The sequence below is a fragment of the Streptomyces sp. RLA012 genome (assembly GCF_056270325.1).
In genome coordinates this window covers 10,553,967-10,569,789 of record NZ_JBWDPA010000002.1, presented here as the reverse complement: position 1 = coordinate 10,569,789, position 15,823 = coordinate 10,553,967, and the positions used below count along the sequence as shown (strand labels likewise).

Here is a 15,823-nt window from a genome sequence, read left to right as displayed (position 1 = left end):
GGATGCGAGACGTACGTGGTGCATGGGCCGTGGCCGGCGCACAGATCCGGAAGTGGCACCAGGAACCCGTGGTCGTCCAGTCGGTGCGGTCGGCGGTGGCCGCGACCGTCGCCTATGTGATCGCGCTGCGTCTCAGCCCCGAGTCCGCGCCGCTCACCGCCCCGCTGACGGCGCTCCTGGTCGTGCAGGTCACGCTCTACTCCACCCTCACCACCGGTATCCGCCGGGTGAACTCCGTGGTGGCCGGTGTCGTCGTCGCCATCGCGTTCAGCGTCCTGGTGGGTCTGACCTGGTGGAGTCTGTGCCTGCTCATCCTCGCCTCGCTGGCCGTCGGCCATCTCGTCCGGGTCAGCGAGTTCGTACCCGAGGTGGCGATCAGCGCCATGCTCGTCCTCGGCGTGACCAGGGTCGGGGACACGGCCTGGGCCAGGGTCCTGGAGACCCTGATCGGCGCGGTGGTCGGGCTCGGCTGCAATCTGCTCTTCGCTCCCCCGGTGTGGGTGGGCGCGGCCGGCGAGTCCATCGAGGATCTGGCACGGCGGGTACGCCGGCTGATGCTGCGCATGGGCGAGGAGGCCGCGGGCCGCACCCCCGTGGAGCACGCGACCGCCCGGCTGCACGAGGCACGCCGGCTGGACCACGACATCGTCCAGGTGGACGCCGCGCTGCGGCAGGCCGAGGACAGCCTCAAGCTCAATCCCCGCGTACGAGAGGGTCTGCTGCACCGGATCGTGCTGCGCACCGGCCTCGACACGCTGGAGATCTGCACGGTGGTGCTGCGAGTGCTCGCCCGCACGCTCGCCGACCTCGCCAAGGCGCGCGACCCCGAGCCGCTGTTCGAACCGCAGGTGGGCGCGGTGATCGAGCAGCTGTTGTCCGAAGTGGCCGACGCCGTGGTGAGTTTCGCCGTCCTGGTGACCACGGACGTCAGCCGCAGCGCCGAGTCGGCGGAGGCCCGGCTCGCCGCGGAGCTCGGCACGGCGGCGGCCACCCGCGACAAGCTGGCCCAGCTGCTGATCGAAGAGGTGCAGCGGGACTCCCGCCAGTGGCATCTGCACGGAGCCGTCCTCACGGAGGTCAACCGCATCCTGGACGAGCTCGACACGGAACATCGCTCACGGCGGCTCCTGGAGGAACTCGACCGCGGCGCACGCGAACAGCGCGAGCGCCGACCGCACCTCACCCGCCTGCGAGAACGCCTCTCGGAACGCCTGCGGATACCGCGAAGGCCGGGCCGGGGTCGGAACCGTCCTCCGGCCTCCGGTCGTTCTATGTGAGGAGAGGCGAGGAAGACCGTGCCGCGCCGGACAGCGGGCGGCGACGAGCGGGGGGAGCGGGCGGATGGCCGACGGCACGGTGCGGATCGACGGGAACACGCTGCGGTTGCCGGGGGGTGTGCGGGTCCGGTTCATGCGGACGCTGCGCCTGCCCGAGACGGGTACGCACGAACTGCCGCCGGGACTCGGCGAGTTCCCCGTCCGCCGCGTCGAGGACCACGCGGACACGGTGCCCGCCGAGTGGCGTGCGCGCGGCGGTGTGATGCTGCCGGTGTATCTGCGCGAGGCCATGTGGCTGGACTTCCAGGGCTCGGCGGAACCGGCCGCGCTGCAGGTCGGCGCCGGCAAGGTGTGCGCGGTCTCGGGCAAGCCGTGGAGTTCCCGGCTCGCCCGGAACCCGCAGAACTATGTGGTGCTGCCCCGCCAGCCGTGGCTCGACGGCATCAACTCGGGCAAGGGCACGGTCCGTCAGTTCGTGGCGGTGCCGTTGGGGCTCGGCGCCACGGTCGAGGGCCAGGTCACGGGCGAGGAGGTGTGGGGCGGCATACAGCTGCAGTCCTTCCCGCTGAATGACGCGGAGCTCGCGAAGTGGCGCGAGTTCGAGCGCCGCCGGGCCGGGAACACCAGGTCGGCCCCGACCCTGTCCGCCTACGGAGCCGCCCCGCCGGCCCCCGGTGCCGCTCCGGCCGCGCCTGCCGCCGCGCCCCCGGCCACGAGCCGCACCAGGAGCGCCCCGGCCATGGGGCTCGGTGTGGGCGGCTCCATGCGCCAGGAGGTCTACCGGGACGACCGGCGGCTCAGCGCCTGGGCCGGGGAGCCCGCCGGGCGCGTGTTCGTCCACCTCGTGACGCCGCCCGAGTGGCGCCGCATCACCGGCGAGGCTCCCCCGCCGTCTCCCGTGGACCGCGCGGCCTACACCCGGGCCGGACTGCCCTGGTTCGAGTACTACGACAACGACGCCCAGGACCTCGCTCCCACCGACACGCTGGGATCGGTGCAGCCGGTCGGCGAGTGGCTCGGCGACGATCACGAGCCCTGGCAGCAGCCGTCGCCCGGCCAGGTGCAGCCGCTCGGGGACGCGCCGGACAAGCCGGTCGAGGACGGTGACTGGTAGGCACGGTCGAGGACGGCGGACCGGTAGGCACTACAAGGACGACGAGTCGGCAGGTCCGGCGGGGACGACGGGTCGGCAGGCGCATGGGCCCGTTGCGTGCTGCGCAACAACCATTGCCGTTCTTGCACTTCCCGGGTGACGCAGGCCAAGGTGGCTGTCAGGACCGACGCAATCGACACCCGAGGTGCAGGTATGAGCAGTGGTGCGGGACCGGCGCGGGGCGCGGGCGACGGCTGGAGCAGGCGCCGGTTCGTCGGAGCGCTCGCGGGTGCCGCCGCGGTCGTGACGGTCCCGGCACCGGCCGCGCCACGCACCGGGCCGACGCAGGCCACGCCCCCGACGGGCGGCAGTCTCCCCTCCTCGGCGCCTTCCGCCGCCTCCTCCGCTCCCCCTCCCGCCGTCCGTCGGCTGTTCCTCGGCACCTACACCTCGGTGGACGGCGGTGGGAAGGGCATCGGCCTGGCGACGTACGACCCGGCGACGGGCGGCATCACGGCCACCGGCACCCTCACCGGTGTCGGCGACCCGTCCTACCTCGCGGCGCATCCCAACGGCCGCACGCTCTACGCCGTCAATGAGCGCCAGGAGGGTGGCGTGACGGCCGTACGGCTCACGAAGACCCCTGCGCCGCCGCAGGTGCTCGGCACCCGGAGCACCGGGGGCGCGGGGCCCTGCCATCTGTCCGTGCATCCGAGCGGGCGCTGGCTGCTGAGCGCCAACTACGGCTCGGGCAGTGTGGCCGTGCACCCCATCGACGACTCGGGTGCGCTGGGCGAGCGCACCGATCTGGTCACGCACTCCCGTCCGGCGCCCGGCCCGGGCCAGGACGGACCACACGCCCACCAGTGCCTCACCAGCCCCGACGGCGGCCATGTCCTCGCCGTCGACCTGGGTACCGACACCGTCTACACCTACCGCCTGGACCAGTCCAGGGGCACGCTCGCCGAGGTCTCCCAGGCGCACACCCGACCGGGTGCCGGGCCCCGCCATCTCACCTTCCACCCCGGCGGCCGCTTCGCCTACCTCGCCGACGAGGTCGACAACACGGTGACCGTCTGCGCGTACGACCCGGCGAGCGGACGGCTCACCCCGGGCGACCCGCAGTCCACGGGGACGGGCGGGGGCACGAGCTATCCGGCGCAGCTCCTGGTGATGTCGGACGGGTCGTACGCCTACCTCGCCAACCGGGGTGACAACAGCCTGACGCGTTACGCGGTCGAGGCGGACGGTGCCCGGTTGAGGCTGCTGGACACCGTGCCGGTGGGCGGCGACTTTCCGCGCCACATCGCCTTCTCGCCGGACCAGCGGCTGCTGTTCGCCGCCAACCAGCGGTCGGGCACGGTCAGTGTCTTCCACGTCGACGCGCGCAGTGGCACGCTCCGGCTCGCGGGCGAGCCGTTCGTCTCACCGGTCGCCGTCTGTGCGCTGCCGCTGTAGCGCGCGGGGGCGGAAGGCGGCGCTCGCCTGTGTGAGCAGCACATGCATCCGCTCGGTGAGCTGCGAGACGTCGTCGGCGGGCATGTGGAACGGCAGGCGTACGTCGCCGTTGCCGCGCGCCCGTTCGATGCGCAGGGTGAGGCCGTGCCGGTCGACGGCGAGCGGCTGGACGCGGACCGCGCCGTGCAGGCTGTCGGGCTCGACGAGACGGGTCAGCCGCTCGACGGCGTCCGGGTGCGCCTCGGCGAGGTGGGTGAGCAGGGTGGCCTCGGCCGTCGCCAGCGGGTCGGGGGCGGCGTCCGCGAACTCGTCGAGGTCGACCACGACCGCGCCGGGCGCCTCGCGCAGCACCACACGGGAGGGCTGGAACTCCAGGTGCCCCTCCGCCAGGACGAACCAGCCGGCGATCCAGAGGCGGGCGCGGACCCGGTTGCGTACCGGAACGGGCGCGACGTCCGCGAACTCCAGGACGGCGGACGGCTCCCCGCGCGGCGCGCAGACCGCAGCGGTGAGCAGCGCGCTGTCCTGCGGCACATGCAGCAGCACACGGCCGTCCGCGGTGACGGTGTGCGCGCCGACGAGTTCCTCGCGGCCGCCCTCCGCGGTCACCGCGCAGGACCATGCCGCGGCGAGCACCGAGCGGGCGCGCTCGGCTGCGGCGGGCGCGGCCGTCCAGGTCTGACGGTCACCCATGCGGTCACCCATCCCAACCTCCCTTAGGTAAGCCTTGCCTAACTTATCGGAGATCGGGGTGTACGCCAACCACGCCACACCTCTGACCTTCCTGTGGGTTACGGCGCGATGGCGCCCAAAAGCGCCCGCGCGCACAGATCGCGCAACTGCTCGCGGGTCAGCTCCGCCCCCCTGAGCCACTCCAGACAGACGGCGGTGGTGAAGGCGAGCCACCCGCGCACGGCGATCCGAAGCTCGGGCCCCGCCTCGGACGCCCCGGCGATGTCCGGGTCCGCGGCGAGCGCGGCCAGGATCTGCCGCTCCTGCGCGGCCAGCGCCCGCTGATAGACCTTGCGCACGGCCTGGTCGCCCGCCGCGTCGGCCCGGTGGAAGGCGCGAAAGCCGTGCGCGTGCGCCTCGACGTACGCCAGGAAGATGTCGAGCCCCGCGCTCAGCTGCTCTCGTACGGGAACGCCGGGCACCGCCGCCGTCATACGCAGCATGCGCTCGCTCTCGCGTTCCACGACGGCCGCGAAGAAGTCCCGCTTGGTCGGGAAGTAGTGATACAGGAGCCCGCGCGAGACACCGGCGATCTCGGCGACCTGCTCGATCCACACCTCGCCGTACGGGCTCTCCGAGAACAGCCGCGCCCCGACGCACAGGAGCTGCTCCCTGCGCTCCTCGGAGCTGAGCCGGCGACGCGTGCGCTCGCCCCGCTCCCCCTGCGCCCCTCGCTCCCCCGGTTCCCCTCGCTCCCCCTGCTCGCCCTGTCCGACCACCATGTCCGCACTTTACTTGACGTCGGTTCAACAACGGGACCAGACTGAAAACCGCTATTGAACCCGCGTACAACAGAGGCGGGACATCAGGGTCGAGCTGCCGCGGGCACAAGGGAGATGACGTCATGGCGGAGACGACAGGGGCCGTACTGCCCAAGGGGTTCCGCAGTGCGGAGCTGGGCTGGCCGGAGCTGCACCGCATCCCGCGTCCGCCGTACCGGCTCCCGGTGATCGGGGACGTGGTCGGCTCCAACGTCCGTTCACCGCTGCAGGACTCGATGCGTTTCGGGCGCCGGCTCGGACCGATCTTCCGGCGCAAGGGCTTCGGCAAGGAGATCGTCTTCGTCTGGGGCGCGGACCTCGCGGCCGAGCTGGCGGACGAGACCCGGTTCGCCAAGCACGTGGGCCTCGGGGTCGCCAACCTCCGGCCGGTCGCCGGGGACGGTCTCTTCACGGCGTACAACCACGAGCCGAACTGGCAGCTGGCGCACGACGTCCTGGCCCCGGGCTTCAGCCGCGAGGCCATGGAGGGCTACCACCCCATGATGCTCGCCGTGGCCGAGCGGCTGCTGGAGCGCTGGGACGGGGAACGGGCGGCGGGGCGCGCGGTGGACGTACCCGGTGACATGACGAAGCTGACGCTGGAGACGATCGCGCGCACGGGTTTCGGGCATGACTTCGGTTCCTTCGAGCGCTCCCGCCCGCACCCTTTCATCACCGCGATGGTGGGCACCCTGACCTACGCGCAGCGCCTCAACGTGCTCCCCGCGCCGCTGGCTCCGGTGCTGCTGCGCGGTGCCACCCGCCGCAACCGGGCGGACACGGCGTATCTCAACCGCACCGTCGACGCGGTCGTGGCGGCCCGCCGACACTCCGGTGGCGAAGGGGACCTGCTCGACCGGATGCTGGAGACGGCGCATCCGGAGACCGGGGAGCGGCTGGCGCCCGAGAACATCAGGCGTCAGGTGATCACCTTCCTGATCGCGGGCCACGAGACGACCTCGGGCGCGCTCTCCTTCGCCCTGCACTACCTGTCCAGGCACCCGGACGTCGCCGCCCGGGCACGCGCGGAGGTGGACCGGGTCTGGGGCGAGGCGCCCCGGCCGGGCTACGACCAGGTGGCCAAACTGCGGTACGTCCGCCGGGTCCTGGACGAGTCGCTGCGGCTGTGGCCGACGGCGCCCGCGTTCGCGCGCGAGGCCCGGCGGGACACGGTGCTGGGCGGTGTGCACCCGATGCGGACGGGTGCCTGGGCGCTGGTGCTGACGACGCTGCTGCAGCGCGACCCGGGGGTGTGGGGCGAGGACGCGGAGCGGTTCGACCCGGACCGCTTCGACCCGGCGGCGGTACGGTCCCGGCCCGCGCACACCTTCAAGCCGTTCGGCACCGGGGCGCGGGCCTGCATCGGGAGGCAGTTCGCGCTGCACGAGGCGACACTGGTGCTGGGCCTGCTGCTGCGCCGCTACGAGCTGCGGCCCGAACCGGACTACCGGCTGCGGGTCGCCGAACGGCTGACGCTGATACCGGAAGGGCTGCGGCTGCGCCTCGAAGACCGCAGGCCCGCACCCGGCTCAGTGCCGGACCGTCCAGTGGTCCGGACGGGCGACTGAGTCCGGCAGCCTGGTCCCGGCGCTGCCCCGGGCCGCGTTCAGCTGCGGCTGGGTCAGGAAGAAGGCGCCGGTCAGGTCCGCGTCCGTGAGATCGGTGTCGCGCAGATCGGCGCCGATCAGGTCCGCGCCGCGCAGATCGGCGCCGGTGAGATCGGCGGCGATGAGGTAGGCACCCCGCAGATCGGCACCCCGCAGGTCGGCGCCCTTGAGACGGGCGCCCATCAGGTCGGCGCCGCGGCGGTCCTTCTTCTTGGCGCGCCCGACTCCCGCGCGCAGGAGTTCGCTGGTCCGCAGCAGCAGGACGTTGACCTCCTGCCGGTGCGCGCCCACGTCCAGCTCCCCCAGCTCCTGCGGGGTCCGGCGGGTCAGCCGCTCCGTCCTGTCGAGCGCACGGCGGACATCTGCGTGTACCGGACGGGCCGCGGGGAGCGTGAGCGCCTCGTTCAAGTACCAGAGCAGTTCGTGGAGTTGGCGGACGACCGGGAACACGTCGAACATCTGCCGGGCACGCTCGGGCGGTCCCGAGCGCCAGTCCCGGCCACCGAAGGTGACCTGGGAGACCTGCTGTCCGGCACCGAAGCAGTCGTACACCGTGCAGCCGGTGAAACCCTTCGACCGCAGCTGCGTGTGGATACCGCAGCGGGAATCGGTCCGCAGGTTCGGGCAGGCCTCTCCGGCGTCCTTGTCGATCGCGAAGTCCGCCGAACGGGCGAAGGGCAGTGCGACACAGCACAGCCCGAAGCACCGACCACAGTCCGCTCGCAGATCGAGGCGCCGGTCCGAGACTGTTCCACCGTCTTCTCGCATGTCACCAGCCTACTGAGCGCCGATGGCCCGATCAGACCTCGTCGCGCGTCAGCGCCAGCAACCGGTCGAGGACACGCGGTCCGCCGGCCCGTACACCGTCGTGCTCGAACTCGTCCGTCACCCAGGTGCGCAGGCCCCGGACAGCCCGCGCGGTGCGCAGCGAGTGCTCGGTGTCGACGTACATGTCGTCGTGGTAGACCGCCGCGGCGACCGGCACCGCGTTGACGGCGAGGCGGGCGGGGTCGTACAGCGGCCGCCAGTCGGTACGGGCGGCGAGTTCCTCGGCGGTCTCGCGCAGCGGGCGCAGCGCCGGGTCGGCGTCGAACATCCAGGGGTGCACGGACTCGCCGGTGAACAGCAGCGGTCCGTCGCCCGTGAGGGTCTTGGCCGCGTCGAACTGCGGGAACTCGGCGCGCACCCGCTCGGCGGACCAGGCGGTGGGCCGGTCGTCCTGACCGTAGGTCGCCTCGTGGACCAGGGCGTAGAGCGGGTGCCCGGCGTACGACAGCAGGCTCTGTACCTCCTCCTGGAAGGCGTCGGAGAGGGCCGGACCCTGCGGGGTGCGGACGAAGGCCTGCTCCAGGAGGTAGTGCAGACGGTGGCTGCCCTCGCTGCCGCCGAGGAGGATGCCGAGGGACTGGAAGGCCTCGACGGTCAGGCGGTATCCGTTGCTCAGGACGGGTTCGTGGCGGACGAGGTACTCGGCGATCTGCCGGGCGCGCTCGATGTCCTGGGGGTAACGCGCGTAGTGTGCCGCGACTTTGCGTTCGACACGGGGATACGCGGCCCGGTAGACGTCGTCCGCGTGCGCGTCCAGCGCGGGCAGTCCGCCGGTGATCAGGGCCGCGCGCAGGCCTTCGGGGGCCGCCGAGAGATAGTGCACCGCGCAGAATCCGCCGAAGCTCTGGCCGAGCACGGTCCAGGGGGCGTCACTGGTGAGCCGGGGGCGAATGGTCTCGCAGTCGCGGACGATGGAGTCGGCACGGAAGTGCGTGAGGTACTCGGCCTGGTCGCGGGGGCCGCCGCGCAGCGGGAGCGTCTGGCGGTTGGCGGGTGTGGAGTGGCCGGTGCCGCGCTGGTCGAGCAGCAGCACCCGGAACTCCTTCAGCGCGCGGCCGAGCCAGGCCTGCTTGCCGACGAAGCGGTTGGCGCCGAAGCCGGGGCCGCCCTGGAGGTAGACCAGCCAGGGGAGGTCCTGGTGCGCCTTCTCGCTCGCGACGACCTCGCGGGCGAAGAGTTCGATGCGCTCCCCCGCCGGGTCGTCGTGGTCGAGGGGCACGCTGAAGCGGTGGTCGGTGAGGACGACACCGGGCTGACGGTAGGTGACGGTCAACGGGGCTCCCGAGACGTACGGATCCAGGCTGCGTCCCAGTTGAACACATGATCCGCGGGCGGCCGAGCCCGGGGATCAAGAAAGCGGTACTGAATGGTCGCTCAGCATGCCGGCCGGTGGGTGTCGAGCCGTGGCTCAGCGTGCCGCCAGGCTGGAGCGGCGGACCACCAGTTCCGGCTGGAGCACCACCCGCCGGTGCTCGTGCGGCGTAAGCGCCGTCTCGGCCTCCGTCTCCTCCAGCAGCAGCTCGGCGGCGAGCGCGCCCATGGTCATCGCGGGCTGGCGCACGGAGGTGAGCGGGACGGCCGCGGCGGCGGCGAACTCGATGTCGTCGTAGCCGACGATGGCGAGGTCGTCGGGGACGCCGACGCCCGCCGCGTACATGGCCTGCAGGACGCCGAGCGCGAGCAGGTCGTTGGCGCAGAAGACGGCGGTCGGACGCTCGGCGAGGCCAAGGAGCCGGGCCCCCGCGTCGCGGCCCGCGGACACGTCGAGGCGCTCGGTCGGCAGCTCCTTGAGCGCGGTGGGCGCGAGGCCGGCCTCGGCCAGCGCGTTCAGGGCGCCGGTGCGGCGGTCCCTGACCTGGTTGAACCCGGGCGGTCCGCTGACGTACGCGATCGACCGGTGACCCGCGTCGACGAGATGCCGTACGGCCAGTGCGCCGCCCGCCACGTCGTCGACCGAGACCGAGCACTCGGTGGTGCCCTCGGCGACCCGGTCGACCAGCACGAAGGGGATGCCGTTGCGGCGGAACGTCTCGATGTTGCGTCCGGTGGCGTCGGCGGGGGTGAGCAGCACTCCGCGGACCCGCTGCTCGGCGAAGAGCGACAGGTAGTCGGCCTCCTCGCCGGCGCTCTGCGCGCTGTTGCAGACCATCACACCCAGCCCGGCCTCCCGCGCGGCGCGCTCGGCGCCGCGGGCCACGTCCACGAAGAAGGGGTTGCCCATGTCGAGGACGAGCAGCCCCATGATCCGGCTGCGCCCGGCCCGCAGCTGGCGGGCGGACTCGCTGCGGACGTAACCGAGCCGGTCTATCGCCGACAGAACGCGCGCCCGGGTCTCGGAGGCGACGCTGTCCGGGCGGTTGATGACGTTCGAGACCGTGCCCACGGAGACTCCGGCGACGCGGGCGACGTCCTTGATACCCACCGACTGGGCCATCAGGCAGGAACCTCCAGGGGGACGAGAAGCGGCGGGCGGGCCTTCACATTACCCGCGCGTCCGCCGGCTTCATTGTTCATGCGGGCAGCCGGAAGTCGACGACGTGCAGCGCCGAGGGCGTGGTCCCGCTGGACTTCTCCTGGTACATGACCGACAGCGTCCCGTCCTGTGAGACGCGCGTCTCATCGATCACGACCTCGCCGAAGGCGTCCAGGCCGCCGCCGTCGTACAGGAGCGTCCAGTCGGTGTACCCGGAGGACTTCGAGGCGCCGGCGATCCGGCCGAAGGGCATGATCGCGTAGACGTTGTCGTACCTGTCCAGGATCAGCTTGGTGCGCTGGCTGGAGTTGAGCGCGATCGGGATCTCGGTCTTGGTCCAGCTGCCCGAGGCGTTCTTGCGCAGGTGGAAGACGCGGCCGTTGTTCGTCCGGTCGGTGACGTAGTTGGTGGTGCACTGTCCGAAGCGGCCGGGCACATAGCTGATGATCGCGTGCGGCAGTCCGGTGGAGTCGGTGGCCTGGCTCTCCTGGTTCATCAGGGAGTGGTCGGGGTTGAGAGCGTCGACGACGAGTCCGGCGTCGGTGACGGCCACCTTGTCGGAGCCGCCGGTGGTGCCGACGAGGGTGCCGGCGTCGTTGCGCCAGGTGCGGCCCTGGTCGGTCGAGTAGACGTAACCGGTGTCGTGGTTGGTGATGCCGCCGCCGTTGCACATCACGGCGGCGTTCTGTTCGCGCCAGGTGAAGAAGGAGTGCAGCCGCCCGTCGACGTCGTAGTCGATGCCGTGCAGGTACATGTTGCGGACGGTGCTGGAGCCGTGCTCGCTGGTGTATGTGCCGGTCGAGCCGGACCACTCCCCGAGAGCGGTCCAGGACGAGCCGTCGTACTCCGCGAGGGCGTTGCGCCCGTTTCCGGAGATGCCCACGCGGTAGCTCAACTGGAGCTTGCCGTCGGGCGTGGAGACGAACTGGGGGTAGGTGAACTGCGTCGTGAGCGCGAGGCCGTCAAGCGAGGTCTGTACGGCTCCGAGGACGGCGGAGGTCCAGGCGGTGGAGGCGGGGTTGTCGAGCAGCCCGGCCACGGACTTCACATAGAAGAAGCCGTCGCTGTGGGAGTCCATGTTGAGGTGCAGCCGGCCGTCGGTCTTCGACACGCCCATGGAGATCACGTTGTGCGAGTCGGAGCTCTTGAGCTGGTGGGCGAGGGTGACTTTCGACCAGCTCGACGCGCCGAGCGCCCGGCGGGCGACGACCGCGCTGCGGTCGGTGGTGTACCAGACGGCGTACTGGTGACCCTTGTAGGTCAACAGCCCGTTCTTCTGGAACGAGTTGTTGTTGACCAGACCGTCGTAGGACACGAAGAAGAGGGCCTGGGCGTCCAGTTGGGTGCTGCCGGTGAGGGTGACCGAGGGGCCGGGGTCGGCCGCGCGGGCCGTGCCGGCGGCGACACCGGGGCCTGCGGCGCCGGTCAGCAGTGCGGTGGCCAGCAGGGTGCGTCTCTTCATGTCCGGGACTCCTGGTGAGGGCTTCGCGCGGGTGTCGACGGAGGTCGGCGGGTGTCGGCCGAGGTCAACGGGGGTCGACGGAGGTCAACGGGTGTCAGGCGAGGTGGAAGACCTCGGTGAGGGGCTTCATGGCCTCGTCGGGTCTGGCGCCGTCCAGCGATTCGAAGAACGGCGCCATCTCCGCCTGCCAACGGGCGTTGATGTCGGTGGCTTCCATGCCGGCCTGCGCGGCCGCGAAGTCCTCGGTCTCCAAGTAGCCGACCAGCAGGCCGTCTTCACGCAGGAAGAGCGAGTAGTTGTGCCAGCCGGTGGCCGAGAGCGCCTGGAGCATCTCGGGCCACACGGCGGCGTGCCGCTCGCGGTACTCGTCGAGGCGGTCCGCACGGACCTTCAGCAGAAAGCACACGCGCTGCATCAAAGACCCCCGGGGTCCTAGAAGTTGAACTGGTCGATGTTCTTGGCGTCGAACACGGTCGGCTTGCCCAGGGTGATCACGCCGTCCTTGCCGATGGTGAAGGAGCCCATGTCACCGGCCTTGAAGGTCTCGCCCTCGGCACCGGTGATCTGCCCCGAGGACAGCGCCACGGCCGTACGCGCGGCGAGTTCGCCGAGCTTCGCCGGGTTCCACAGCTCGAAGGCGTCGACGGTGCCGTTCTTGACGTACTTGCGCATGTCGTTGGGGGTACCGAGACCGGTCAGCCTTACCTTGCCCTTGTACTTGGAACCGGACAGGTACTGGGCCGCGGCCTTGATGCCGACCGTGGTCGGGGAGATGATCCCCTTCAGGTTCGGGTGCTCCTGGAGCAGGCCCTGGGTCTGCTGGAAGGACTGCTGGGCGTCGTCGTTGCCGTACGCGACCTTGACCAGCTTGATGTCCTTGTACTTGGGGTCCTTCAGCTCGTCCTTCATGAAGTCGATCCAGGTGTTCTGGTTCGTCGCGGTCTGCGCGGCGGACAGGATCGCGATCTCGCCCTTGTAGCCGAGCTGCTCGGCGAGCAGCTGGACCTCGGTGCGGCCCAGGTCCTCGGCGCTGGCCTGCGAGACGAAGGCGTTGCGGCACTCCGGGTTGGTGTCGGAGTCGTAGGTGACGACCTTGATCTTGTTGCTCATGGCCTGCTTGAGCGCGGTGCACAGGGCGCCCGGGTCCTGCGCGGAGACGGCCATCGCGTTGACCTGCTGCTGGGTGAGCGTGTTGACGTAGCTCACCTGGCCGGAGGTGTCGGTGGCGCTGCTGGGGCCGACCTCCTTGTACGTGGAGCCCAGCTCCGTCAGCGCCTTCTCGCCGCCCTTGTCCGCCGAGGTGAAGTAGGGGTTGTTGACCGCCTTGGGCAGGAAGCCGACCGTGAGGCCCTTCTTCGTGGCCGCGTTCGGGTCGGCCTTGCCGGTCGCGGCGGCCGAACTGCCCTCGCTCTTCACGTCGTTCTTGGTGGTGCCGCCGCAGGCGGTGACGGCCAGGGCGAGCGAGGTGACGGCGGCGAGCGCCGCGCCGGTGCGACGGAGGGATGACTTGCGCATGGCGGGTTCCTTTTGACGGAGGTGAATGCGGCCCGCCCCTGAAGGGGCGCGGGGCTGTATCGGACATGCGGCTCTGCCGCGTGGGCGCGACCGGTCACAGCCGGCCCGCTGTTCTCGAACGGCCTATCCAGCGGAGCGTGCCGCCCTCGCTACGGAGATCTGCCGCGCGACCCGGGGGCCGAGCACGGAGACGACGAGCAGAACGCCGGTGACGACGATCTGCGACTGCGCGGAGACGTTCAGGAGGCTCATCACGTTCTGCAGCGCGCCGAGCAGGAAGACTCCCGCGATCGCGCCGCCGAGTGTGCCCTTGCCACCGTCGAAGTCGATGCCGCCGAGCAGGACGGCGGCGACGACGGAGAGTTCGAGGCCGGTGGCGTTGTCGTAGCGGGCGCTGGCGTAGTGCAGGGCCCAGAAGATGCCGGTGAGGGAGGCCATGAAGCCGGTGGCGACGAAGAGGATCAGCTTCTGCCGCTTGACGCGGATGCCGGCGAACCGCGCGGCCTCCTCGTTGGCGCCGATCGCGAACGACGAGCGTCCGAAGGGCGTGGCGTGAAGTACTACCACCGCTATCGCGAGGAGCACAAGGAAGGGCAGGAAGGCCTGCGGGACGAAGGTGTTCCCGATACGTCCGGACGCGAAGTCCTGGTACTGGGTGGGGAAGTCGGTCACCGCGTCCGAGCCGAGCACGATCTGCGCGATACCGCGGTAGGCGGCGAGCGTACCGATGGTGACGGCGAGGGACGGCAGTCCGAGCCGGGTCACCAGCAGACCGTTGACCAGCCCGCACACCACTCCCAGGAGCAGACACAGCGGGATGATCGTCTCGATGGTCATGCCCTGGTTCCACAGCGCGCCCATCACCGAGCCGGACAGTCCCGCCGTGGACGCGACGGAGAGGTCGATCTCCCCGGCCACCACGAGCAGGGTCATCGGCAGCGCGATCAGCGCGATGGGCAGCGTGTTGCCGATCAGGAACGACAGGTTGAGCGAGTTGCCGAACCCGTCCACGAACCCGAAGGAGAACAGCAGCAGGACGATGAGGAGGGCGCCGACGACCGTGTCCCAGCGGACGGCGCGCGCGAGGGGCGAGTCAGCCATTGCGGGCGTTCCTCTTCTTCAGTGCGGAGGCCACGCGGAGCGCGACGATCCGGTCGACCGCGATGGCGAGGATGAGCAGGATGCCGTTGATGGCGAGCACCCAGACGGAACTGACGCCGAGTGCGGGCAGCACGCTGTTGATGGAGGTGAGCAGCAGCGCGCCGAGCGCGGCGCCGTAGACGCTGCCGGAACCGCCGGTGAAGACGACACCGCCGACCACGACCGCGCTGACGACGGTGAGTTCGTAGCCGGTGCCGGTGCCGGAGTCGACGTTGCCGAACCGGGCGAGGTACAGGGCGCCCGCGAGGCCGGCGAGGCCGCCGCAGACGATGTACGCGGTCAGGATCCGCTTGCGGACGGGGATACCGGCGAGCCGGGCGGCCTCCGGATTGGAGCCCAGCGCGTACAGCTCGCGGCCGCTGCCGAAGTGCTTGAGGTAGTACGCGGTGACCAGCAGCACGGCCAGGGCGATCAGGGCGAGATACGGGACCGCCGAGATACCGCCGGAGCCGAAGTCGACGAAGCCGCCGGGGAGGTCGGCCGCGGTGATCTGGCGGGAGCCGACCCAGATGGAGTCGATGCCGCGGATGATGTAGAGCGTGCCGAGGGTGACGACCAGCGCGGGCACCTGGCCGAGGCTGACCAACAGCCCGTTGACCAGCCCACAGCCGATGCCGAGCAGAACGGCCAGGAACACCGCGACGACGGGGTTGCCGCCGCCGTGCAGATAGGTGCCGGCGGCGAAGGCGCTGATGCCGAGCGTGGAGCCGACCGACAGGTCGACGTTCCGGGTGATCACCACCAGCGACTGCCCGGTGGCGACCAGTACCAGGATGGTCGCGTTCAGCAGCAGGTCCTTGATGCCCTGCTCGGACAGGAACTCGCTGTTGCCCATCTGGGTGATGGCGATCATCACCAGGAAGACGACCAGGATGGCGAGTTCGCGCATCTTGAAGACGCGGTCCACCAGCCGGGTGCCGTTCGATTTGGGCACCTCGGCGGCGGGGGCGGGGTTGGGTGCGGTCACCGTCATACGGCGGCCCTCCGGGGGATGATCGACGTCTGACGGGCGGCCACCCGAGGGGCCGCCGGGGCGATGCGAGCGTCTTGCTGAAGAAAGGCGAACGTGGCGCGGCCGGCCCAGGCCCACCGGCGGGAGGCGACCGTGACGCGAGCCACCCAGGCCCACCGGGGAGAGGCGACCGTGACGCGAGCCACCCAGGCCCACCGGGGAGAGGCGACCGTGACGCGAGCCACCCAGGCCCACCGGGGAGAGGCGACCGTGACGCGAGCCACCCACCGGGACGAGACGGCCGTGGCGCGAGCGGCCCAGGGCCGCCGGGGGCGGGCAGGCCTGGCGTATTCGGCGCCCTCGACGGTCGCCCGCAGGGCAGTGGCAGACGGGGCAGGGGCAGGCGTCTTCGCGACGGCCGACGCGCTTCGGGCAACCGAACCGGCGGCTCCGAACACCACCCCGGCAGCCCACCCGGCCACAGCCGGAACGAAAAACCGCACG

14 protein-coding genes are annotated in these 15,823 nt (G+C 71.2%); 4 read left to right on the top strand and 10 right to left on the bottom strand.

Translation table 11 applies throughout. The features are described from left to right. Positions 1–2: 2 nt before the first annotated feature. From RV986_RS48175 to RV986_RS48165, 3 genes are all read left to right on the top strand, one after another. Positions 3–1,277, top strand: a complete 1,275-nt coding sequence (locus RV986_RS48175) for an FUSC family protein (RefSeq protein ID WP_475923420.1) — start codon at positions 3–5, stop codon at positions 1,275–1,277. 64 nt (positions 1,278–1,341) lie between these two features. Beyond that, positions 1,342–2,391, top strand: a complete 1,050-nt coding sequence (locus RV986_RS48170; RefSeq protein WP_475923419.1) for a hypothetical protein — start codon at positions 1,342–1,344, stop codon at positions 2,389–2,391. A 192-nt stretch (positions 2,392–2,583) separates the two neighbouring features. After that, positions 2,584–3,828, top strand: coding sequence for a lactonase family protein (locus tag RV986_RS48165; protein ID WP_475923418.1), 1,245 nt, complete (start codon positions 2,584–2,586; stop codon positions 3,826–3,828). Here RV986_RS48165 and RV986_RS48160 read toward each other — a convergent pair. Continuing rightward, positions 3,796–4,521, bottom strand: a complete 726-nt coding sequence (locus RV986_RS48160) for a DUF2470 domain-containing protein (protein ID WP_475924683.1) — start codon at positions 4,519–4,521, stop codon at positions 3,796–3,798. The two genes, RV986_RS48165 and RV986_RS48160, sit on opposite strands and share 33 nt — an antisense overlap. 98 nt (positions 4,522–4,619) lie before the next feature. Beyond that, the gene (locus tag RV986_RS48155) at positions 4,620–5,282 is read right to left on the bottom strand and encodes a TetR/AcrR family transcriptional regulator (protein WP_475923417.1); all 663 of its coding nucleotides are present in this window, start codon (positions 5,280–5,282) and stop codon (positions 4,620–4,622) included. A 122-nt stretch (positions 5,283–5,404) separates the two neighbouring features. Here RV986_RS48155 and RV986_RS48150 point away from each other — a divergent pair, with 122 nt between their 5' ends. Beyond that, the gene (locus tag RV986_RS48150; protein ID WP_475923416.1) at positions 5,405–6,889 is read left to right on the top strand and encodes a cytochrome P450; all 1,485 of its coding nucleotides are present in this window, start codon (positions 5,405–5,407) and stop codon (positions 6,887–6,889) included. Here the strand turns inward: RV986_RS48150 and RV986_RS48145 are convergent. From RV986_RS48145 to RV986_RS48110, 8 genes are all read right to left on the bottom strand, one after another. Further along, a complete protein-coding gene (locus RV986_RS48145; RefSeq protein ID WP_475923415.1) occupies positions 6,851–7,696 on the bottom strand; it encodes a pentapeptide repeat-containing protein in 846 nt (281 codons plus the stop codon). The genes RV986_RS48150 and RV986_RS48145 overlap by 39 nt on opposite strands. 31 nt (positions 7,697–7,727) lie before the next feature. Next, on the bottom strand, positions 7,728–9,029 hold the full coding sequence (locus RV986_RS48140) for an alpha/beta fold hydrolase (RefSeq protein ID WP_475923414.1): 1,302 nt from the start codon (positions 9,027–9,029) through the stop codon (positions 7,728–7,730). Between the two features lie 135 nt (positions 9,030–9,164). Further along, positions 9,165–10,190: a LacI family DNA-binding transcriptional regulator gene (locus RV986_RS48135; RefSeq protein ID WP_475923413.1), complete on the bottom strand. Its 1,026-nt coding sequence runs from the start codon at positions 10,188–10,190 to the stop codon at positions 9,165–9,167. A gap of 76 nt (positions 10,191–10,266) precedes the next feature. Further along, positions 10,267–11,691: a BNR repeat-containing protein gene (locus RV986_RS48130; protein ID WP_475923412.1), complete on the bottom strand. Its 1,425-nt coding sequence runs from the start codon at positions 11,689–11,691 to the stop codon at positions 10,267–10,269. Positions 11,692–11,785: 94 nt separating this feature from the next. Next, positions 11,786–12,106: an L-rhamnose mutarotase gene (locus tag RV986_RS48125; RefSeq protein WP_327433972.1), complete on the bottom strand. Its 321-nt coding sequence runs from the start codon at positions 12,104–12,106 to the stop codon at positions 11,786–11,788. Between the two features lie 17 nt (positions 12,107–12,123). Beyond that, the gene (gene rhaS, locus RV986_RS48120) at positions 12,124–13,206 is read right to left on the bottom strand and encodes a rhamnose ABC transporter substrate-binding protein (protein ID WP_475923411.1); all 1,083 of its coding nucleotides are present in this window, start codon (positions 13,204–13,206) and stop codon (positions 12,124–12,126) included. A 123-nt stretch (positions 13,207–13,329) separates the two neighbouring features. Beyond that, on the bottom strand, positions 13,330–14,307 hold the full coding sequence (locus RV986_RS48115; RefSeq protein ID WP_475923410.1) for an ABC transporter permease: 978 nt from the start codon (positions 14,305–14,307) through the stop codon (positions 13,330–13,332). Next, positions 14,300–15,340, bottom strand: coding sequence for an ABC transporter permease (locus RV986_RS48110; protein WP_475923409.1), 1,041 nt, complete (start codon positions 15,338–15,340; stop codon positions 14,300–14,302). Before RV986_RS48110 ends, RV986_RS48115 begins: the two co-directional genes overlap by 8 nt. Positions 15,341–15,823 lie beyond the last annotated feature (483 nt).